Origin of the sequence: Nannocystis bainbridge (assembly GCF_028368995.1) — a bacterium.
Lineage (GTDB): Bacteria > Myxococcota_A > Polyangia > Nannocystales > Nannocystaceae > Nannocystis > Nannocystis bainbridge.
The window spans coordinates 611,200-628,462 of sequence record NZ_JAQNDL010000004.1 but is presented as its reverse complement, the minus strand read 5'-3'; the positions used below and the strand labels follow the sequence as shown (position 1 = coordinate 628,462).

13 protein-coding genes are annotated in these 17,263 nt (G+C 72.9%); 9 read left to right on the top strand and 4 right to left on the bottom strand.

Going from position 1 to position 17,263, the window contains the following annotated elements; genetic code table 11:
- The first annotated feature begins 31 nt into the window (after positions 1-31).
- From POL25_RS39885 to POL25_RS39875, 3 genes are all read left to right on the top strand, one after another.
- Positions 32-1,615, top strand: a complete 1,584-nt coding sequence (locus tag POL25_RS39885; RefSeq protein ID WP_272091654.1) for a Na+/H+ antiporter — start codon at positions 32-34, stop codon at positions 1,613-1,615.
- A 43-nt stretch (positions 1,616-1,658) separates the two neighbouring features.
- Positions 1,659-2,444 carry a hypothetical protein gene (locus POL25_RS39880; protein WP_272091653.1) on the top strand — a complete coding sequence of 262 codons (786 nt, stop codon included), beginning with the start codon at positions 1,659-1,661 and terminating at the stop codon, positions 2,442-2,444.
- Between the two features lie 197 nt (positions 2,445-2,641).
- The gene (locus tag POL25_RS39875) at positions 2,642-4,066 is read left to right on the top strand and encodes a phospholipase D-like domain-containing protein (protein WP_272091652.1); all 1,425 of its coding nucleotides are present in this window, start codon (positions 2,642-2,644) and stop codon (positions 4,064-4,066) included.
- 295 nt (positions 4,067-4,361) lie between these two features.
- Here POL25_RS39875 and POL25_RS39870 read toward each other — a convergent pair whose 3' ends face one another.
- Positions 4,362-5,105 carry a hypothetical protein gene (locus tag POL25_RS39870; RefSeq protein WP_272091651.1) on the bottom strand — a complete coding sequence of 248 codons (744 nt, stop codon included), beginning with the start codon at positions 5,103-5,105 and terminating at the stop codon, positions 4,362-4,364.
- A 540-nt stretch (positions 5,106-5,645) separates the two neighbouring features.
- On the opposite strand from POL25_RS39870, the gene POL25_RS39865 reads away from it, so the two are divergent.
- The 5 genes from POL25_RS39865 (at position 5,646) to POL25_RS39845 (ending at position 13,891) form a co-directional block, all read left to right on the top strand.
- Positions 5,646-7,529: a CASTOR/POLLUX-related putative ion channel gene (locus POL25_RS39865; RefSeq protein WP_272091650.1), complete on the top strand. Its 1,884-nt coding sequence runs from the start codon at positions 5,646-5,648 to the stop codon at positions 7,527-7,529.
- A 466-nt stretch (positions 7,530-7,995) separates the two neighbouring features.
- Positions 7,996-9,621 carry a YncE family protein gene (locus tag POL25_RS39860; protein WP_272091649.1) on the top strand — a complete coding sequence of 542 codons (1,626 nt, stop codon included), beginning with the start codon at positions 7,996-7,998 and terminating at the stop codon, positions 9,619-9,621.
- Between the two features lie 156 nt (positions 9,622-9,777).
- Positions 9,778-11,421 carry a YncE family protein gene (locus tag POL25_RS39855; protein ID WP_272091648.1) on the top strand — a complete coding sequence of 548 codons (1,644 nt, stop codon included), beginning with the start codon at positions 9,778-9,780 and terminating at the stop codon, positions 11,419-11,421.
- Positions 11,422-11,431: 10 nt separating this feature from the next.
- Positions 11,432-12,991 (top strand): hypothetical protein, encoded by a 1,560-nt coding sequence (locus POL25_RS39850; protein WP_272091647.1) that lies wholly within the window; start codon positions 11,432-11,434, stop codon positions 12,989-12,991.
- A gap of 3 nt (positions 12,992-12,994) precedes the next feature.
- A complete protein-coding gene (locus tag POL25_RS39845) occupies positions 12,995-13,891 on the top strand; it encodes a hypothetical protein (protein ID WP_272091646.1) in 897 nt (298 codons plus the stop codon).
- Positions 13,892-14,108: 217 nt separating this feature from the next.
- Here the strand turns inward: POL25_RS39845 and POL25_RS39840 are convergent, their stop codons facing one another.
- Positions 14,109-14,873: a coiled-coil domain-containing protein gene (locus tag POL25_RS39840; protein WP_272091645.1), complete on the bottom strand. Its 765-nt coding sequence runs from the start codon at positions 14,871-14,873 to the stop codon at positions 14,109-14,111.
- On the bottom strand, positions 14,870-15,250 hold the full coding sequence (locus POL25_RS39835) for a DUF5335 family protein (protein ID WP_272091644.1): 381 nt from the start codon (positions 15,248-15,250) through the stop codon (positions 14,870-14,872). The genes POL25_RS39840 and POL25_RS39835 overlap by 4 nt, the downstream gene beginning before the upstream one ends.
- 272 nt (positions 15,251-15,522) lie before the next feature.
- Here POL25_RS39835 and POL25_RS39830 point away from each other — a divergent pair, with 272 nt between their 5' ends.
- Positions 15,523-16,206: a hypothetical protein gene (locus tag POL25_RS39830; protein WP_272091643.1), complete on the top strand. Its 684-nt coding sequence runs from the start codon at positions 15,523-15,525 to the stop codon at positions 16,204-16,206.
- Positions 16,207-16,241: 35 nt separating this feature from the next.
- Here POL25_RS39830 and POL25_RS39825 read toward each other — a convergent pair whose 3' ends face one another.
- Positions 16,242-17,207 carry a PLP-dependent cysteine synthase family protein gene (locus POL25_RS39825; protein WP_272091642.1) on the bottom strand — a complete coding sequence of 322 codons (966 nt, stop codon included), beginning with the start codon at positions 17,205-17,207 and terminating at the stop codon, positions 16,242-16,244.
- Between the last annotated feature and the right edge of the window lie 56 nt (positions 17,208-17,263).

Sequence of the window (17,263 nt, the reverse complement as noted above, 5' to 3'; positions counted from 1 at the left end):
CCGCGACCCCGCGTTAGCCTCGAGCGCGTCGATGCTGCACCACGAACTCCTGCTCGTCCTCTCGCTGCTGTTCGCCATCGGCGTCCTGCACGTGCTCAGCGGGCGGCTCGGCATCAGCTACCCGATCCTCCTCGTGCTCGGCGGCCTCGGCATCAGCCTCGTCCCCGGCGCCCCGCACGTCAGCCTCGATCCCGAGCTGGTGTTCCTGGTGTTCCTGCCGCCGCTGCTCTACCAGGCCGCGTGGTTCACCCCCTGGCGAGAGTTCGTGCGCCTGCGCGGGCCCATCGCCCTGCAGGCGTTCGGTCTGGTCCTGTTCACCGCCACCGCCGTCGCGCTGGTCGCCCACGCCCTCGTCCCCGACTGCTCGCTCGCGCTCGGCTTCATGCTCGGCGGCATCATCTCCCCGCCCGACGCCGTCGCCGCCACCAGCGTGCTGCACGGCCTGCGGGTCCCGCGGGTCGCCGTCGCCATCCTCGAGGGCGAGAGCCTCGTCAACGACGCCGCCTCGCTGATCGTGTTTCGCTTCGCCCTCGCCGCCGTCGCCGCCGGCAGCTTCGTCGCCGTCGATTTCGCCCTCGAGTTCTTCCGCGTCGCTCTCGGCGGCGTCGCCCTCGGCCTCGCCGTCGCCCTGCTCGTCTACCGCGTGCACCGCCTGCTGCCGAGCGTCGCCAGCGTCGACGCCAGCCTCACCATCATGACCCCGTACATCATGTACCTCGCGGCCGAGGGCCTGGGATGTTCGGGCGTGCTCGCCGTGGTCGCCGGCGGCCTGTTCCTCTCGGCGCGCGCCGACGATTTCCTGAGCGCCCCCTCCAAGGTCCAGGCCAGCTTCGTGTGGAGCACCCTCGTGTTCCTCCTCAACGGCTTCGTCTTCATCCTCATCGGCCTGCAGCTGCCGCGCATCACCGAGGGCCTCGGCCCCGAGCAGTTCGCCTACGCCACCGCCTACGCGCTCGCCATCAGCCTGCTCACCGTCGTCGTGCGCTTCGTCTGGGTGTTCGCCGCCGCCGGCGCGCTGAGGTGGCGGCGCTCGCGGCCCGCCGGCGCCCCCGACTGGAAGGCCCTCGTCGTCATCGCCTGGGCCGGCATGCGCGGCGTCGTCTCGCTCGCCTCGGCCCTCGCCGTCCCCTTGACCCTCGCCGACGGTGTCACCGCCTTCCCCCACCGCCACCTGATCCTCTTCATCACCTTCGCCGTCATCCTCGTCACCCTCGTCCTCCAGGGCCTGAGCCTCCCGCTCGTCATCCGCTTGCTGCGCTTCGACGCCGGCGACGACGCCCGGCGGGCCCGCGACACCCGGCTGCTGCAGGCCCGCCTCGCCGCCGCCGCCCTCGCCCACCTCGATCGCACGGACCCCGCCGCGCACCCGCACCCCGACCTCCTCGCGCGCGTGCGGGCCCACCACACCGCGGCCCTCGACGCCTCGCAGTCCGACCTCGGCGCCGACCACGACCTCCGCGTCCGCCACCACGAGCTCCTGATCGACCTCGTCCACGCCCAGCGCCAGGCCCTCCTGTACGTCCGCCGCGAGGACACCGTCGACCCAGAGGTCCTGCGCGCTGCCGAGGATCAGCTCGACATGGAAGAGGTCCGGTTGCACCGCGCGGGCCCGTGAGCGCCGGATGGCGTTCGCTCGCCCGAGGCGATACAGTCTGCGCGTGAGGCCTCGGTTCGCCCACCTGTTCGTCCTCGTCCTCGGCGGGTGCCTGCGCCCGAACCCGAGCTACGACGGCGCGACCACCGAGGGCGGCGCCGCGACGACCACCACCACCGGCGGCACCACCACCACCGGCCTGCCGACCACCGGCCCCGCGGCGACCAGCGACGACTCCACCACCACCGCCGCCGTCTCTTCCACCACCTCGACGACCACCAGCTCGAGCACCACCGCCGAGCCCACCACCGGTCCGCTCGAGCCCACCACCCTGCGCCCCTACGATCCCGCGCGCTGCATCGACGGCCCCTTCTGCATGAGCGGCGGCGACCCCGTCTCGGCCAAGATCGAGGCCGTCGAGTGCTTCACCGCCCCCGCCCCGCCGCCGCTGCAGCTCACCCGGTTAGGCTTCGAGGTCCGCTTCGCCGTCGGCGAGCCGTCGGCCGTCCTCGACGTCCTCCCCTACGACCCCGGCAACCACGCCCCCGTGCTCGCCGTGCTCGACACCCGCGAGCTCGGCACCATCGACGGCGGCATGGACTACCGCGACTTCGAGCTCGACCCACCTGTCCTTTTGGACACCCAGCACTTCTGCCTGCGGATCACCGGCGGCGGCTCGACCTCGACCCTCGTCCTCCACGCCGATCACATGGGCGACGCCCCCGGCGACGGCCTGGTCGCCATCGACGATCCCGGCGACCACTGCGACACCCCGCTGACCAACCTGCGCGACTGGTACGACTCGCGCTCGGCCCACTTCTGCCTCGACGTCGAGGTCAGCACCCCCTGAGCCGACCGCCCCTGCGCGCATGACCCCGAGGACATGTCCCTCGCGACATGTCCCTCGCGACATGTACCGATCTCCGGCGCGCCCCTGATCGCATGTCCCCGAGGACATGTCCCTCGCGACATGTTACGATCTCCGGCGCGCCCTCGCGCCGCCCCCTCGACTCGACAGCGCCCGCGCGCCCGGGCATCCTGGGGCGCGTGCACGAGGACGACGGCCTGCTCGCCATCGCCGACGATCACGGCCCGTACCCCGTGCGGGACGGCAACCGCGTCGTCCCGTGGATCGACGGCCTCCCGTTCTTCGAGCGCCTCGCCGCCGCCGTCGCCGCCGCCCGCACCCGCCTGTGGGTCATCGTCTCCTTCATCCAGCCCGATTTCCGCTTGCCTGACGGCCTCGCCTGGTGGGACCTGCTCGATCGCTGCCACGCCCGCGGCCTCGACGTGCGGGTCCTGTTCTGGCGCAACCCGCGGTTCTCGAGCACCCGTCACGTCTTCCTCGGCGGCCCCGCCGAGCGCCAGCTCCTCGCTGCCCGCCGCGCCGGCTGGGCTGCCCGTTGGGACAGCTCCGCCGAGCCCGCCCACTGCCACCACCAGAAGGCCTTCCTCGTCGACGCCGGCCAGCCTGACGCCCTCGCCTTCGTCGGCGGCATGATCCTCAGCGACTCCACCCTCGCCCGCCCTGGCCATCACCACGGCCTCCACAAGCACGACGCCTTCCTCGAGCTGCAGGGCCCCGTCGTCGCCGACGCCGAGCACAACTTCGTCCAGCGGTGGAACCTCGCTCGCCAGGACCCGGACGCCCCGCCGTGGCCGGACGACCTGCGCGCCGGCCCGCTCGCCTACCCCGGGCGCCTCCCGCCCGCCTGCGGCGACGTACGGGTCCAGCTCGCGCGCACCCTCGCCCCTGACGGTTACCGCGGCCCGACCCCGATCGTCGGCGCCCCCGATTTCGCAAGCGACGCCGGCGAGGCCACCATCCTCGCCCACTACCTCGCCGCCATCGCCGCCGCGCGGCGCACCATCTACATCGAGAACCAGCACCCCGGCCAGCACGCCGTCCTCCTCGCCCTCGACGCCGCGCTGCGTCGCGGCGTCCGCGTCGTCATGGTCGTCCCGGGCGAGCCCATGGCCGCCATCGGCCGCGCCGCCGCCGAGGTCGCCGCGCTCGCCCGCGACGGTCGCACCCACGAGCACCGCTACGGCCCGACCTTCGCCCAGCTCAACGCCCTCGCGCAGCGCCCCGGCTTCACCCTCGCCGCGCTCGCCCGCAGCGACGCCGACGGCCACCGCGAGATCTACACCCACGCCAAGCTGTGCATCGTCGACGGCGCGTGGGCCACTCTCGGCTCCGCCAACCTCGTCGACCTCAGCCTCGACCGCGATCACACCGAGCTCAACGCCGCCTGGTGGGGCCGCGCGCACTGCCTCCCGCTCCTCCTCCAGCTCGTCGCCGAGCACACCGACCTCGCCGCCACCGACGACCTCGAGGCCCTCGGCCGCTTCGCCGCCCACGCCCGCGCCAGCCGCGACAGCCTGGCCCGCGGCGGCCCGATCCTCGCCGGCTGCTACGCCCTCGACCCCGCCACCTACGGCCTCGGCCCGCCCCTCACCGCGGGCGCATGAGCGCCGCGAGGCTTCGGACCCGCCCCCTTGTCATGAGCTCCATCGGATATTCCCCAAAGGACATGTTCTATCGAACATGCTCCAATGGACATGTCCAATGTAACATGCCCCATTGAACAAGTTTACGAGCGCCCTCCGGGAGCGCAAACCGTCGCCCTTCGCAGCGCACCCGCCTCCCGGGACATATCTTTTCAATCGCGCTCGGGCGCCCGGGCCTCACGCGCGGCCCCATCGACCGCCATCCCCTTCGCACCGCGCCCGTCCCAATCGCTCTCGGGAAGCCCCCGGCTCGACCTCACCGCTGCGACGCCGCCACCAGCGACGTCAGCGCCGTGCGCGTCTTCGGCTCCGGCGCCTCACGGACCGCGATGCCCAACTCCGCCAGGAACCCCGAGAACCCCGCCGCCGCCGAGGCCGCCGCCGCCGGATCGGCCTTGATCGACAGCTCGAGCAGCGAGCCGCCGTCGGGCATGCGCCACGCCTCTGCGCAGATCCGCTGCGGCAGCCCCGGGTGGCGCACCTGCCAGCGGCGCACATGCACCGGCCCGAGCGACAGCAGCTCCGCCAGCGCCACCGGCGACGGCGCCAGCGCGCCCAGGAACGCCTCCTGCGCCTGCGAGAACAGCTTGGCGACCGCCCGCTCGCCGCGCGCCACCGCCTCGATCTCCGTCCGGCCTTGCCGGCTCGTCAGCGACGCCGAGCGGATCACCGCCGCGCCGACGATGTCGGCCTCGAGCTTGAAGCCTGGCGTCCCGCGCCAGCGCTCGACCCGGGCGGGGTCGACCGGGCGGATCTTCACCGTCGAGTCGTCCGGTTCGCCGACCGTCGCGCGGGCCCGCAGCACCACCCCGCCCGCGTGCAGCTCGAGCCCGGGCGTGTCGTAGAAGAACAGGCGCCGCCACAGCGCCCCCTGCGGCCGCAGCCCCAGCACCGCCAGCGCGCGCGCGTGGCCCGTCGCCGCCACCGTCTGCTTGATCTCGACCGCCTCGATCCCCGCGGTCGCCCGCGCCATCGTCCCTGGAGCTGCGTCGGTTTGCATCCTCTCACCGTGCGCCGGCGGACCTGCCGCGATTGCGACCCCGATCACCCCCGCCGCTCGCTCGCCGCCCGCGCCGGACCAATGCCACGACATGACCGTTCGGACATGTCCCCACGACCACCCACCGCCGGCTGCGGAAGCGGCGCTGACCACCCGCGCGCGCCCGCGCAGACGATTGCTGCGACCCGACGCCGTTCCTGCCAGCGCGACCGCCCGCGCGCCCCCGACCCTTCGCTCGCGCCGCCGCCACGCCTCGTTCACCGTGGCCTGCCGGCTTCACGCGCGCGGCCCCTCGGCCGGCCTCGCCTGGCCCCGCGTTCGCCTTGACCCGCCCGGCTCTGCCCAGGCGGACCGCCGCCTCGCTGCCCCGGCGTGCACCTGCAACCTCTCGGCCTGGCTCCGGGTTCGTCTTGCGCCCGTGCAACCTGCGAGCGCCTGTCGTCGTGGACAGAATCACCGTTCCTGCGCCGCCCGGGAATTATCGCCGCGGCCTGCCCCGGCCGTTGTGATAGAACGCGCCGCGACGTGCCATCCGCGACCTTGAGGCAGAGGCTGCGCTATCGCTTCGACAACGCCATGGCGCGCGGGGTCGGCTCGCAGATCGCCATGCTGGCGATCGTCACCCTCGTCCTGATCCTCGTCACCTCGACCCTGCTCACCCTCACCGGTTTGAGCCCCCAGGGTCACGACGGCGAGCCGGTCTCGTTCGGGCGGCTCGTCTGGCTCGGGCTGATGCACGCCATCGACCCCGGGGCCGTCGGCGGCGACGTCGGCTCGTGGAGCTTCCTGTTCGTCATGCTCGCCGTCTCGTTCGGCGGCATCTTCGTGTTCTCCGCCCTGATCGGCGTCCTCTCCGGCGGCTTCGCCCAGATCCTCGACCGCCTGCGCAAGGGTCGGAGCGTCGTCATCGAGCGCGACCACACCGTCATCCTCGGCTGGACCGGCAAGATCCACGCCCTCCTCACCGAGCTCGCCGAGGCCAACGCCAACCGCCCCGGCGCCTCCGTCGTCATCCTCGCCGACCACGACAAGGTCGCCATGGACGACGAGGTCCGGAGCGTGCTCGGCGACCTCTCGATGCGCGTCGTCACCCGCACCGGCAGCCCGCTCGTGCGCCGCGACCTCGACCTCGTCAACCTCGGCGAGGCGCGCTCCGTCATCGTCATGTCGCCCGACGGGCCCGAGGCCGACACCGTCGTCCTCAAGACCTTGCTCGCCGTCGCCAAGGCCGGCGACAAGGCCGGCAAGCCGCCGCACGTGGTCGCCGAGATCAAGAGCGACAAGACCCTCTCGGTCGCGCGCATGGTCGTCGGCGACGCCGCCGGCCTCATCCTCACCCCTCCGCTCGTCAGCCGCGTGCTGGTGCAGACCGGCCGCCAGTCGGGCCTGTCCGTCGTCTACACCGAGCTGCTGTCGTTCAGCGGCGACGAGCTCTACATCCAGAGCCAGCCGCTGCTGGTCGGCAAGACCTTCCGCGAGGGCCTGTTCGCCTACGAGGACAGCGCCCTCGTCGGCGTCTACACCGCCGCGGGCGAGCGGCTGATGCCGCCGCCGTTCGACCGCCGGTTCGAGGCCGGCGATCAGGTCATCGCCATCAGCCGCGACGACGACACCGTGATCGCCAACGGCCGGCCGACCGCGGTCGCCGACGCCGACCTCGCCCCGCTGCACCCGCACGCCGACCAGCGCCCCGAGAAGACCCTCGTGCTCGGCGAGAGCCAGCTCTTGCCGCTGGTCCTGCGCGAGCTCGACGCCTACGTCGCCCCCGGCTCGACCGTGCTCGTCGTCGGCGAGGCCCGCCACCTCGAGAGCCGGCTCGGCGGCGACGCCCTGCAGCACACCGCCGTCACCGTGCGCGTCGGCGACGTCACCGACCGCGCCGTCCTCGACGGCCTCGACGTCGGCGGCTTCGACAACATCCTCGTGCTCGCCGAGACCGAGGGCCGCACCCAGGAGATGACCGACTCGCGGACCATGATCACCCTCCTGCACCTGCGCGACATCCTGCGCCGCCAGGGCAAGACGGTCCCGATCACCAGCGAGATGCTCGACGGCCAGAACCGCGACCTCGCGGCCGTCACCGAGGCCGACGACTTCATCATCAGCAACACCCTCGTCTCCCTGGTCGTCTCGCAGGTCAGCGAGAACCGGCGCATGGCCGCCGTGCTCGACGACCTGCTGTCGCCCGAGGGCCACGAGATCTACCTCAAGCCGGCCCGCGACTACGTCCAGCCCGGCGCCGACATCGACTTCTACGCCGTCGTCGAGGCCGCCGCCCGCCGCGGCGAGATCGCCCTCGGCTACCGCCTCGCCGCCCGCGCCCACGACCCCGAGCAGGCCTACGGCGTCGCCCTCAACCCGCGCAAGTCGGCCCGGATCCGCCTCGCCGCCGGCGACCGCGTGGTCGTGCTCGCCGAGCGCTGAGCCTGCCCCTCGGAGCATGCCTCCGAGGACATGTTCTTCAAGGCATGTCCCCCGCGACATGCCCTCCGGGACATTCCATGTCGCCCCGGGCGACATGTCCTCCAGGACAACGATAAGACCTGCCCGATTCTACATGTCCTCCGGGACAGACTCTCTCGGCCAGCCGCTCCCACCCGACGACGCCGCGCCTCCGGGACATTCGCTCACGCCCGTCCGCGGCGACATGTCTTCCGGGACATCCGCTCACGTCCCGCGCCGCCGAGCCCCGCTCGCCCGCCCGTCCCCCGTCCGCGAAAGCGTTGCGTCCGCCCGTTCATGGCGCAAGCCCCGGCCGCCTTACCGCCGTCCGCCGTTCAGCCTCGATGCTAGCCCGCGCTGGCGGCCCCTCTTGCTGCCTCCCGGACCGCGGGCTAGCATCGAGGCTCCTTCTCCTTGCCTTGACTGACTTGAACCATTGGAGCCTCTGATGACGCCTCTGCGATTCGCGTGGACGTTGCCCCTGTGTCTCGTCGTATCGCTCGCCGGCTGTGCCATGGACAGCGGCAGCTACGGCGGCGGCGACACCGAGGGTGGTTGGGACAGCGGTGACAGCAACGGCCTCGGCACCGACGGCACCGACGGCACCGGCACCGGCGCTGGCGAGCCGCCCCCGCCCGAGACCGAGGACGACGGCGACTTCCGCGTCCCCAAAGCCAGCGGCAAATACGTCTACAGCGCCAGCGAGTCGACCGACTCGGTCGCCGTCATCGACACCGCCAACCTCGCCATCGACGTCGTCGAGGTCGGCCAGGGCCCCACCGTCGTCGAGCCGATCCCCGGCCAGCCCGGCGACGCTGGCAGCGTCGTCGTGCTCGACCAGGGCAGCAACGACATCGCAATCCTCCGCACCGGCCAGACCGGCGGCACCACCGTCGAGATCCACAAGGTCACCCCCGGCGCCAACAACCTCGCCGTCTCGCCCGGCGGCAACTACGTGTTCGTCTACCACGACGTCGACGGCCCCGAGCAGCAGGGCCCCGGCAGCGACCAGGAGCTCACCGTGCTCGACGTCGCCGCCGGCCTCACCCACCGCATGACCGTCGGCGCCCACCCGCGCGACGTCGTGTTCGCCCCCGACGAGACCACCGCCTGGATCGTCACCGCCGCCGGCGTCAACGTCATCTCGTTCGCCGCGCTCGGCGAAGTCGGCAAGCCGCCGCTCTTGCCCGTCGTCAAGGATCCCGGCGTCGACCCGGCCCGCGTCGAGGTCCAGATCGTCGCTGCCGAGCGCCTCGCCCTCGCGCGCGTCGACGGCGAGCCCTGGCTGGCGATCACGCAGCTGCCCGGCGGCGAGCTCACCGTGCTCGACCTGCCCGGCGTCCCCACCGACCTCGACGTCGCCCCCACCGGTGATTTCGCCGTCCTCACCCTCCCCGAGGCCGGCGGCAGCCGCTTCCTCGAGGTCCCGCTCCCGCTCGGCCCCGGCGAGTTCGTCGCCCACGACGTCCCCGGCGAGTACGTCGGCCTCGCCAGCGTCGCCGGCAGCGGCGACACCCTCCTGCTCTACGCCACCGTCGACCCGTTCCCCGCCGACAGCCCGCAGCCCGACCCGCGCCAGCGCATCACCCTCGCCCGCCGCGACGGCGACGCCTGGGACCTCGTCACCCTGTTCGTCGAGGTCCCGCTCGTCAGCGCCGGCCTCGCGCCCGACAGCCGCAGCGCGATCCTCGTCCACGACCTCGATCCCGCCGCCCAGCCGGCCGCCTGGTCGTACAGCCTGTTCGACCTCACCCCCGCCTACCCGCTGCTCAAGCGGCAGACCACCCTCGCCCCGCCCGGCCCGATCCTCTTCACCCCCGAGGGCGACCGCGCCGCCGTCCTCCTGCGCGACGACGCCACCGCCGTGCGCAAGGTCGACCTCGTCAACCTCGACAACTTCATCGTCAAGCCGCTGCTGCTCGGCTCACCGCCCGAGGGCGCCGGCTACGTCGACTCGACGCAAAAGGTCTTCGTCTCGCAGGCCCACCCGACCGGCCGGATCACCTTCATCGGCCCCGACGGCGACGTCCAGACCGTCACCGGCTACGTCCTCAACGACTCGGTCAAAGACTGACGCCGCGCGGCCGAGCGCGCCCGCCCGCCCGTGCGCGCGGCGGGTTTCGTCGCCCGCAATTTTTCTGCGGCCCGCGGTTACTCCGTCCACGAGCGCCGCGCCCCCGCGCCGCCTCGCACCTCTGGAGATCCTCCGATGCCCCGGCACCCCGTATCGATGTGGCCCGTCTGTCTCAGCCTCCTCGCCGCCTGCGGCGACGACGGCGGCAACGCGTCCGGCTACTACGACAGCATCACCAGCTACGGCAGCACCGGCGGCACCGAGGGCAACAGCGGCGGCACCGGCGACTCGCCGACCACCACCGGCGACCCACCGCCCGAGACCGAGGACGAGGGCGACTTCCGCGTCCCCAGGGCCAGCGGCAAGTACGTCTACAGCGCCAGTCAGACCACCGACTCGGTCGCCGTCATCGACACCGCCAACCTCGTCATCGACGTCGTCGAGGTCGGCCAGGGCCCCACCGTCGTCGAACCGATCCCCGGCCAGCCCGGCGACGCCGGCAGCGTCGTCGTCCTCGATCAGGGCAGCAACGACGTCGCCGTCCTGCGCACCAGCGAGGCCGGCGCCACCAGCGTCGTCATCCACAAGGTCACCCCCGGCGCCAACAACCTCGCCGTCTCGCCGGGTGGCAACTACGTGTTCGTCTACCACGACGTCGACGGCCCCGAGCAGCTCGGCGCCGGCAGCGACCAGGAGCTGTCCGTGCTCGACGTCGCCGCCGGCAAGTCCTACGAGATGACCGTCGGCGCTCACCCGCGCGAGGTCGTGTTCGCCCCCGACGAGAGCGCCGCCTACGTCATCACTGCCGCCGGCGTCAACGTCATCGCCTTCGCCAGCCTCGGCGCCGTCGGCAAGCCGCCGCTGTTGCCCGTCGTCAAGGATCCCGGCATCGACCCCGCCACGCTCGAGGTCCAGATCGTCGCCGGCCTCGGCATCGCCCTCGCGCGCGTCGACGGCGAGCCGTGGCTCGCGGTCACGCAGCTGCCCGGCGGCGAGCTCACCGTGCTCGACCTGCCCGGCGTCCCCACCGACCTCGACGTCGCCGCCTCCGGTGAGTTCGCCGTGCTCACCCTCCCGAGCTCCGGCGGCAGCCGCTTCCTAGAGGTCCCGCTCCCGCTCGGCCCCGGTGAGTTCGTCGAGCACGAGGTCCCCGGCGAGTACGTCGGCCTCGCCAGCCTGGCCGCCGACGGCGACACCATGCTGCTCTACACCACCGTCAACCCGTTCGCGCTGACCGAGGCCCCGACCGCCGACCTCCCGCTGTTCGACGACCACGCCGTCTACCTTTCCACGTCGTCCTCCTCCTCCTCGACCACCGGCGACGACTCGACCACCAGCGGCACCACCGGCGACGACTCGACCACCACCGGCACCACCACCAGCGGCACCACCGGCGATGACGGCCCGTGGCCCGACCCGCGCCAGCGCATCACCCTCGCGCGGCGCGACGGCGACGCCTGGGACCTCGTCACCCTGTTCGTCGAGGTCCCGATCATCAGCGTCGGCATCGCTCCCGACAGCCGCAACGCCATCCTCGTCCACGACGGCCACCCGGTGCTGACCGACGACCGCTGGTCTTACAGCCTGTTCGACCTCACCCCCGCCTTCCCCCTGCTCAAGCGGCAGAACACCGAGGCCCACCCCGGCCCGATCCTCTTCACCCCTGACGGCGCGCGCGCGGCCGTCCTGCTGCGCGACAGATCTTCGTCTCGCAACAGCACCCCACCGGCCGCATCACCTTCGTCGACCCCCAGGGCGGCGTCCAGACCGTCACCGGCTACGTCCTCAACGACTCGGTGAAGGATTGACCATGCAACCACCGCTTCGCTTATTTCCCGTCCTCGGCCTCGCGCTGCTCGCCGGCGCCTGCGCCCCGCCCAACCCTTACGCCGGCGGCTTCGACCTGCTCCCGCCCGTCACCACCCGTGACAGCCTCGTATGGGTCGACCCCGCGCGCGACGAGGTCGTGTTCGTCATGCCCAAGGGCGAGACCGTCACCACCCGGCGGGCCGCCATCGGCGACGAGCACACCGTCGTCGCCTGGAGCGCCGCCACCCGCGATCAAGAGTCCGTGCTCGCGCTCACCATCCCCGCCAGCGCCAAGGAGGAGGACATCGACGAGCAGCTCTACCGCTTCGCCGGCGACGGCGACGGCGAGCCCGTCGTCTACGACGTGCGCGCCCCCTTCACCTCGCTCGCGCTCAGCCCCGATCATCGGCGCGCCATCCTCTTCTTCGGCCGCGACGGCAGCTCCGAGCAGCTCCACAACGCCAACCAGATCGCCATCGTCGACCTCGGCGGCAAGGCCGTCGAGAACGTCACCCTCAACGGCTTCGGCGGCACCCTCAAGACCGTCGAGTTCCCCGGCCAGATCGTCGAGGGCGAGCCGACCCCGATCGTCATCGGCGGCGTCGCCCACGACATCGCCGCCTTCCTCGCCGACAGCGAGGTCGTGTTGATGGACATGGACGACCCCGCGCTCGACCAGGTCGCCATCCCGCTCGGCAGCGACATCGGCTTCTCGCCCAAGACCACCCTCCTGCGGCCCGGCAACGACCTGTTCGGCGACCCGGCCCTGTTCGTGCTGCCCGCCGGCGGCAGCGAGGTCGGCATGCTCACCCTCGTCGCCGAGAGCGACGGCACCGGCTTCACCGCCCAGATCAGCCTCATCCCGGTCGGCCAGGCCAGCAGCGACTTCCTCTTCTACGACAGCGCCAGCGTCCCCTATCTCATCACCGTCGATCCTGCCGCCGCCGCGCTGGTCTTCACCGACATCCGCACCCAGGGCGGCTTCGCCGTCCCGCTCGGCAGCGCCGCCCAGAACGTGTTCCTGCGCGACATCGAGTCCGGCGGCGAGCTGCGCAAGCAGGCCGTCGTGTGGGCCCGCGGCGGCACCCAGATCGGCACCCTCGATCTCGGCGGCATCGAGGACAGCCTCGGCCGCAAGCCCAAGCACCTCAAGATCGAGACCGGCATCGACCAACTGGTCGTCCTCGACAACGACCGCGTCCTCATCGGCAGCGGCAACAAGCTCTACGTCGTCGCCTTCCCCGAAGAACAGGTCACCCCGTTGACCTCGCAGGTCCGCTACGACCCTCGCGGCAGCGCCCTCGTCGGCGATCGCCTGCTGCTCGGCACCGCCGGCCAGGAGTGGGTCAGCACCGTCGACCTCCAGACCTTGAACCCCGAGTCGATGCTGCTCGACGACCTCATCGGCGCCTTCCATTACCTCCCCGGCCCCGACCGGATCGTCGTCACCCACGACGACCCCGCCGGTCACCTCACCATCGTCGATCCGGCCGACCCGTCGCGATCCACCAGCCACGTGCACTGGGGCTTCCTGCTGCAGGGCGTGCTCGATCAGGAGTGAGTCATGGCCTCGCTTAGCTTCTTCCTCGTCCTCGCCCTCGCCCCTGCCGCCACCGATCGCAGCGCCGCCCCGGCCGACGCGCCCACCGCCGTCGAGGCGTGGGCGCCCGCCCCGGCTTCGCCCGCGCCCTCGCCCACGCCGATGCCCATGCCGGTGCCCGTCGCCGCGCCCACGCAGGCCGCCCCGCCGCCGGTCGCCGGCCCGCCGCCGCCGCCCTCCGACGTGAGCCCGCCGCCTCCGCCGCCGACGCGCCCGCCGTCCCGGCCCGATCGCCCGATCCGCTGGCGCCTCGACGTCGGCGGCGACATCGGCACCACCGTCATCCGCGACCCGGCCTGGCGCGCCTTCGACTCCGGCGATCGCAGCGCCTTTCATGCCGGCGCCACCATCCGCGGCGACTTTCGCCTCGCCGACGGCCGCCTGTTCCTCGGCGGCGGCGCCAGCTTCCGCCGCTTCGGCAGCTACAGCGACCTCTACAGCTCGCTCGCCACCGACATCACCGTGCGCGAGCCGCTGGCCTTCCTCCGCCTCGCCTTCGTCGTGCGCGAGGGCTTCGACGTGTTCGCCCACGTCGGCGGCGGCCCCAGCTTCGCCGCCGTCGGCATGAGCTCGTGGGGCAGCACCTACACCGGCTCGTACCAGCGCTCCGTGCTCGCCATGGCCGACGCCCAGGCCGGCGCCGCCCTCTACCTGCCGAAGCAATGGCTGCCCCGGCGCGGCGCCTCGCGGGTCACCGCCGGCTTCGAGCTGTCGGCCGGCTACACCTTCCGCAGCAAGCTCCGCGTCCGCCCCGACGTGCAGACCGACGACGACCCGATCGCCACCCACGGCAGCGACTTCGGCGACCTCGCCCCGCGCGGCTTCGTGTGGCGCTTCGGCCTGTTCGTGCGCTTCCAGTGATGCGCCCGCCCAGTCTCCGAGGACCTACGCGTCCCCTCGGGGACGCGTGACGCGCCAGACCGCCCGCCCCGCGACCTGGCCTCGAGCACATGCGAGCCTGGCCCGCGGGTGAGGCTCCCCGCACGCGACACTACCTGTCCTCGAGGACATCACGCGCGCCTCGACGAGGCGTGCCAGCGGTCGCCCGTCCTCGGCGGGCGATCTTCCGCCACAGCTGTCAGGACGCCTTGCGCCCCGGCGTGCCCGCCCGGCCCGCCGCTGTGTCCTCGCTCTCCTCGAGCGAGCGCACCAGCGCGTCCGTCCGGCTCAGCAGCGCCTCGATCCGCTCGCCGCGCTCGCTCGCCTGCGCCTGCACCGAAGTCAGCGCCGCCTGCAGCGCCGCCCGCACCGACGACAGCGCCACCTCGTGCTCGCGGGGCATTCGCGCTTGCGCCTCGTCGAGCCGGTCCGCCACGGCCACCAGCATCCCCGCCGCCGCCTCGACTTTTCCGTTGTCCGCCAGCGTGGCCGCCCGCCGCACCTCCTGCTTCGCGCGCAGCAGCGCCACCCGGCTCTCGAGCGCCCGCACCCGGGACGACAGCGCCCGCTCCGCCTGCTCCGCCGTGCCGATCGAAGCATCGCGGGCCATCCGTGCCTCAGCCTCGACCATCGTCACCAGCGCGTGCGCATCGGCCTCCGCCCGCTCCAGCTGCGCCCGCGCGTCCGCCTCTGCGCGATCCTTCTCCGTCCGCAGCAGCTCGCGCAGCCGCGTCAAGCGGTCGTGGCTGGTCTGGTACGCCGCGTCGAGCGAGGCTCGGGTGTACGCCACCGCCTCCGTCTGCTTCTCGCGCAGCGAATCGATGTCGGCCCGCAGCACCGCGTGCGCCCGCTCGGCGTCCTGCGAGCCGCCCGTGCGCCAGTACGCGAACAGGGCCAGCGCCACGCTGAACGCCGACACCGCCAGCGCCCCCCCGGCCATCCGGCGCGTCGTCTCCGGCGTCACCGCGATCCTCCCGCCGCCCGCACCTGCGCGATCGGCCCGCCTCCTTGCACTCGCAAGATCTCCTTGGCCCCGTCGCTGTGGACCAGCTCGAACGTTGCGATCACATCGTCCCGATCGCCCTCGAGCACCCAGACCTCCGCGGGTCGGAACACCAGGTGGTCGGACCCCTCGAGCTGCACCTCGATCAACTTCCCGTGCGGATCGTAGGTGATGCCGAGCAGGCGCGCGTTCGCGGCGAACACCTGATCGCCGATCCGCGGCGACATCATCTGGATCGTCACGAGCCCGGCCGCCGCGGGCCTCAGGTGCTCGCGCGAGAACGCGTCGAAGTACGTCTTCCACTCGTGCACCGGCAGCTGCTTGGTCGTCGTCGTCATCGGAGCCTGACCTTTCGCAACCTGGCCTGATAGCACCGGCGCGGGGGCGAGCAAGCGGTCCGGAGGGCGCCCGCGCCCCGCGGCGATCGATCGCCGGCCCCGCACCTCCACCGCCGCGCGGACGCGGCCCGTGCCGAATTCGTCCCTCGCGCTCGCGCCGCGGCCCTTGCCCTCGCTGCTTGCGAAGTCGTGCCGCCTGCGTCCGCCGGGGCCTCGCGCGCCGCGTGGCCGCGGCGACGATCGGCTCAACGATTGCGGCGAGCACGACTCTCATGCCGCCACACCTCGCTGCGATCGTCCGTCGACTGTCCTTCGCTGGCGCCGCGCTGCTCGCCTGCGCCGGCACCCTCGAGCCTGCCCCCGAGTCGCGGCGCGTCCCCGGCCTCGCCGGTTCGGCCTTCGACGAGGACGCCGGCGTCGAGCTCATCGCCATCGCCGACGCCTGGCGCGGCTACCCGGCCGAGCTCGGCGAGCTCGTCACCCCGCTGCTCGTCACCATCACCAACCGCGGTCGGCGGCCGGTCGAGCTGCGCTACGAGCACTTCGCCCTCGTCACCCGCGCCGGGGTCCGCTTCGCCGCCTTGCCGCCCGTCATCGTGCCCGGCGTCGCCTATGCGCCGGTCGACCTCGTCTATCCGCCGATGGGCTTCGGCCTCGCCCCCTACCTCTCGCCGTGGTACCCCGCGCTGTCCGTGTGGGGCGGCAGCTTCCCGTTCCGCCCCGACTACTACGGCGACTGTTACACCGCCTGCCAGCACGCCCCGCTGCCCGACAGCGAGCTGCTTCAGCGCGCCTTGCCCGAGGGCGTGCTCAGCCCCGGCGGGCGGATCACCGGCTTCCTCTACTTCGAGGAGCTCGCCGACGTGCGCCACGTCGACCTCGTCGCCGAGCTCTTCGACCCCACCACCGGCGAGCGCATCGGCGGGCTCGACATCCCGTTCGTCTACGACGACTGACCCCGAGGACATGTCCTCCGGGTCATCTTATCGCTTCACCCGCCCTGCAGCCACGGCTTGCTGCGGTAGCGGTCCCACGCGTCGGGCAGCACCGTCACCACCGGCCCTGCCAGCCCGCCGCGGGCCGCCACGCGCAGGGCGGCAGCCACGTTCGTGCCCGCCGACCCGCCGACCAGCAGCCCCTCCTCCGCGATCAGCCGCCGCGCCGTGGCGAAGCTCTCCGCGTCGCTCACCCGCTCGGCCGCGTCGATCACCGCCCGATCGAGGTTCCCTGGCGGCTCGCTCGCGCCGATGCCCTCGACCGCGTACGCCCCGTCGGGCCCGATCGCGCCCGTCTCCACCCACTGCGCCAGCCCCGAGCCGATCGGGTCCGCAAGCACCACCTGCACTTTCGGACATGCCCGTTTGAGCACCCGGCCCACCCCCGTGATCGTCCCGCCCGTGCCCGCCCCGGCCACGAACGCCCCCACGACCCCGCCCGTCTGCGCCAGGATCTCCGCCGCCGTCGTGCGCGCGTGGACCTCGACGTTGGCCGGGTTGTTGAACTGATCGGCGAGGAACCACCCGCGCTCGCGCGCCAGCCGTTCGGCCACCCGGCGGAAGTTGTCCGGGTGTGACGGCGCCGCGTTCGGCGTCACGATGACCTCTGCCCCCAGCGTCGCCAGGGCCGCCCGCTTGTCGGCCGACATCTTCTCCGGCAGCACGCACACCAGCCGGTACCCGCGGGCCGCCGCCACCAACGCCAGCCCCACCCCCGTGTTGCCCGCCGTCGCCTCGACGATCGTCATCCCCGGTCGCAGCCGCCCGCGCGCCTCCGCGTCGTCCGCGATCGCCACCGCGATGCGGTCCTTCACGCTGCCGCCCGGGTTCAGGTGCTCGCACTTCACCAGCACCGGCGCCGCCAGCCCGGCCCCCAGGCGGCGCAGCGGCACCAGCGGCGTGCCGCCCACGTGCCCCAGGATGCCGCCCCCCGCGCCCTCTCTACCTGGCGTTTCGTTCATGTCCGATCGAGCAGCCGACGGGCGGCCTCGCCCACTGCTAACCCGCCGCCCGGCCG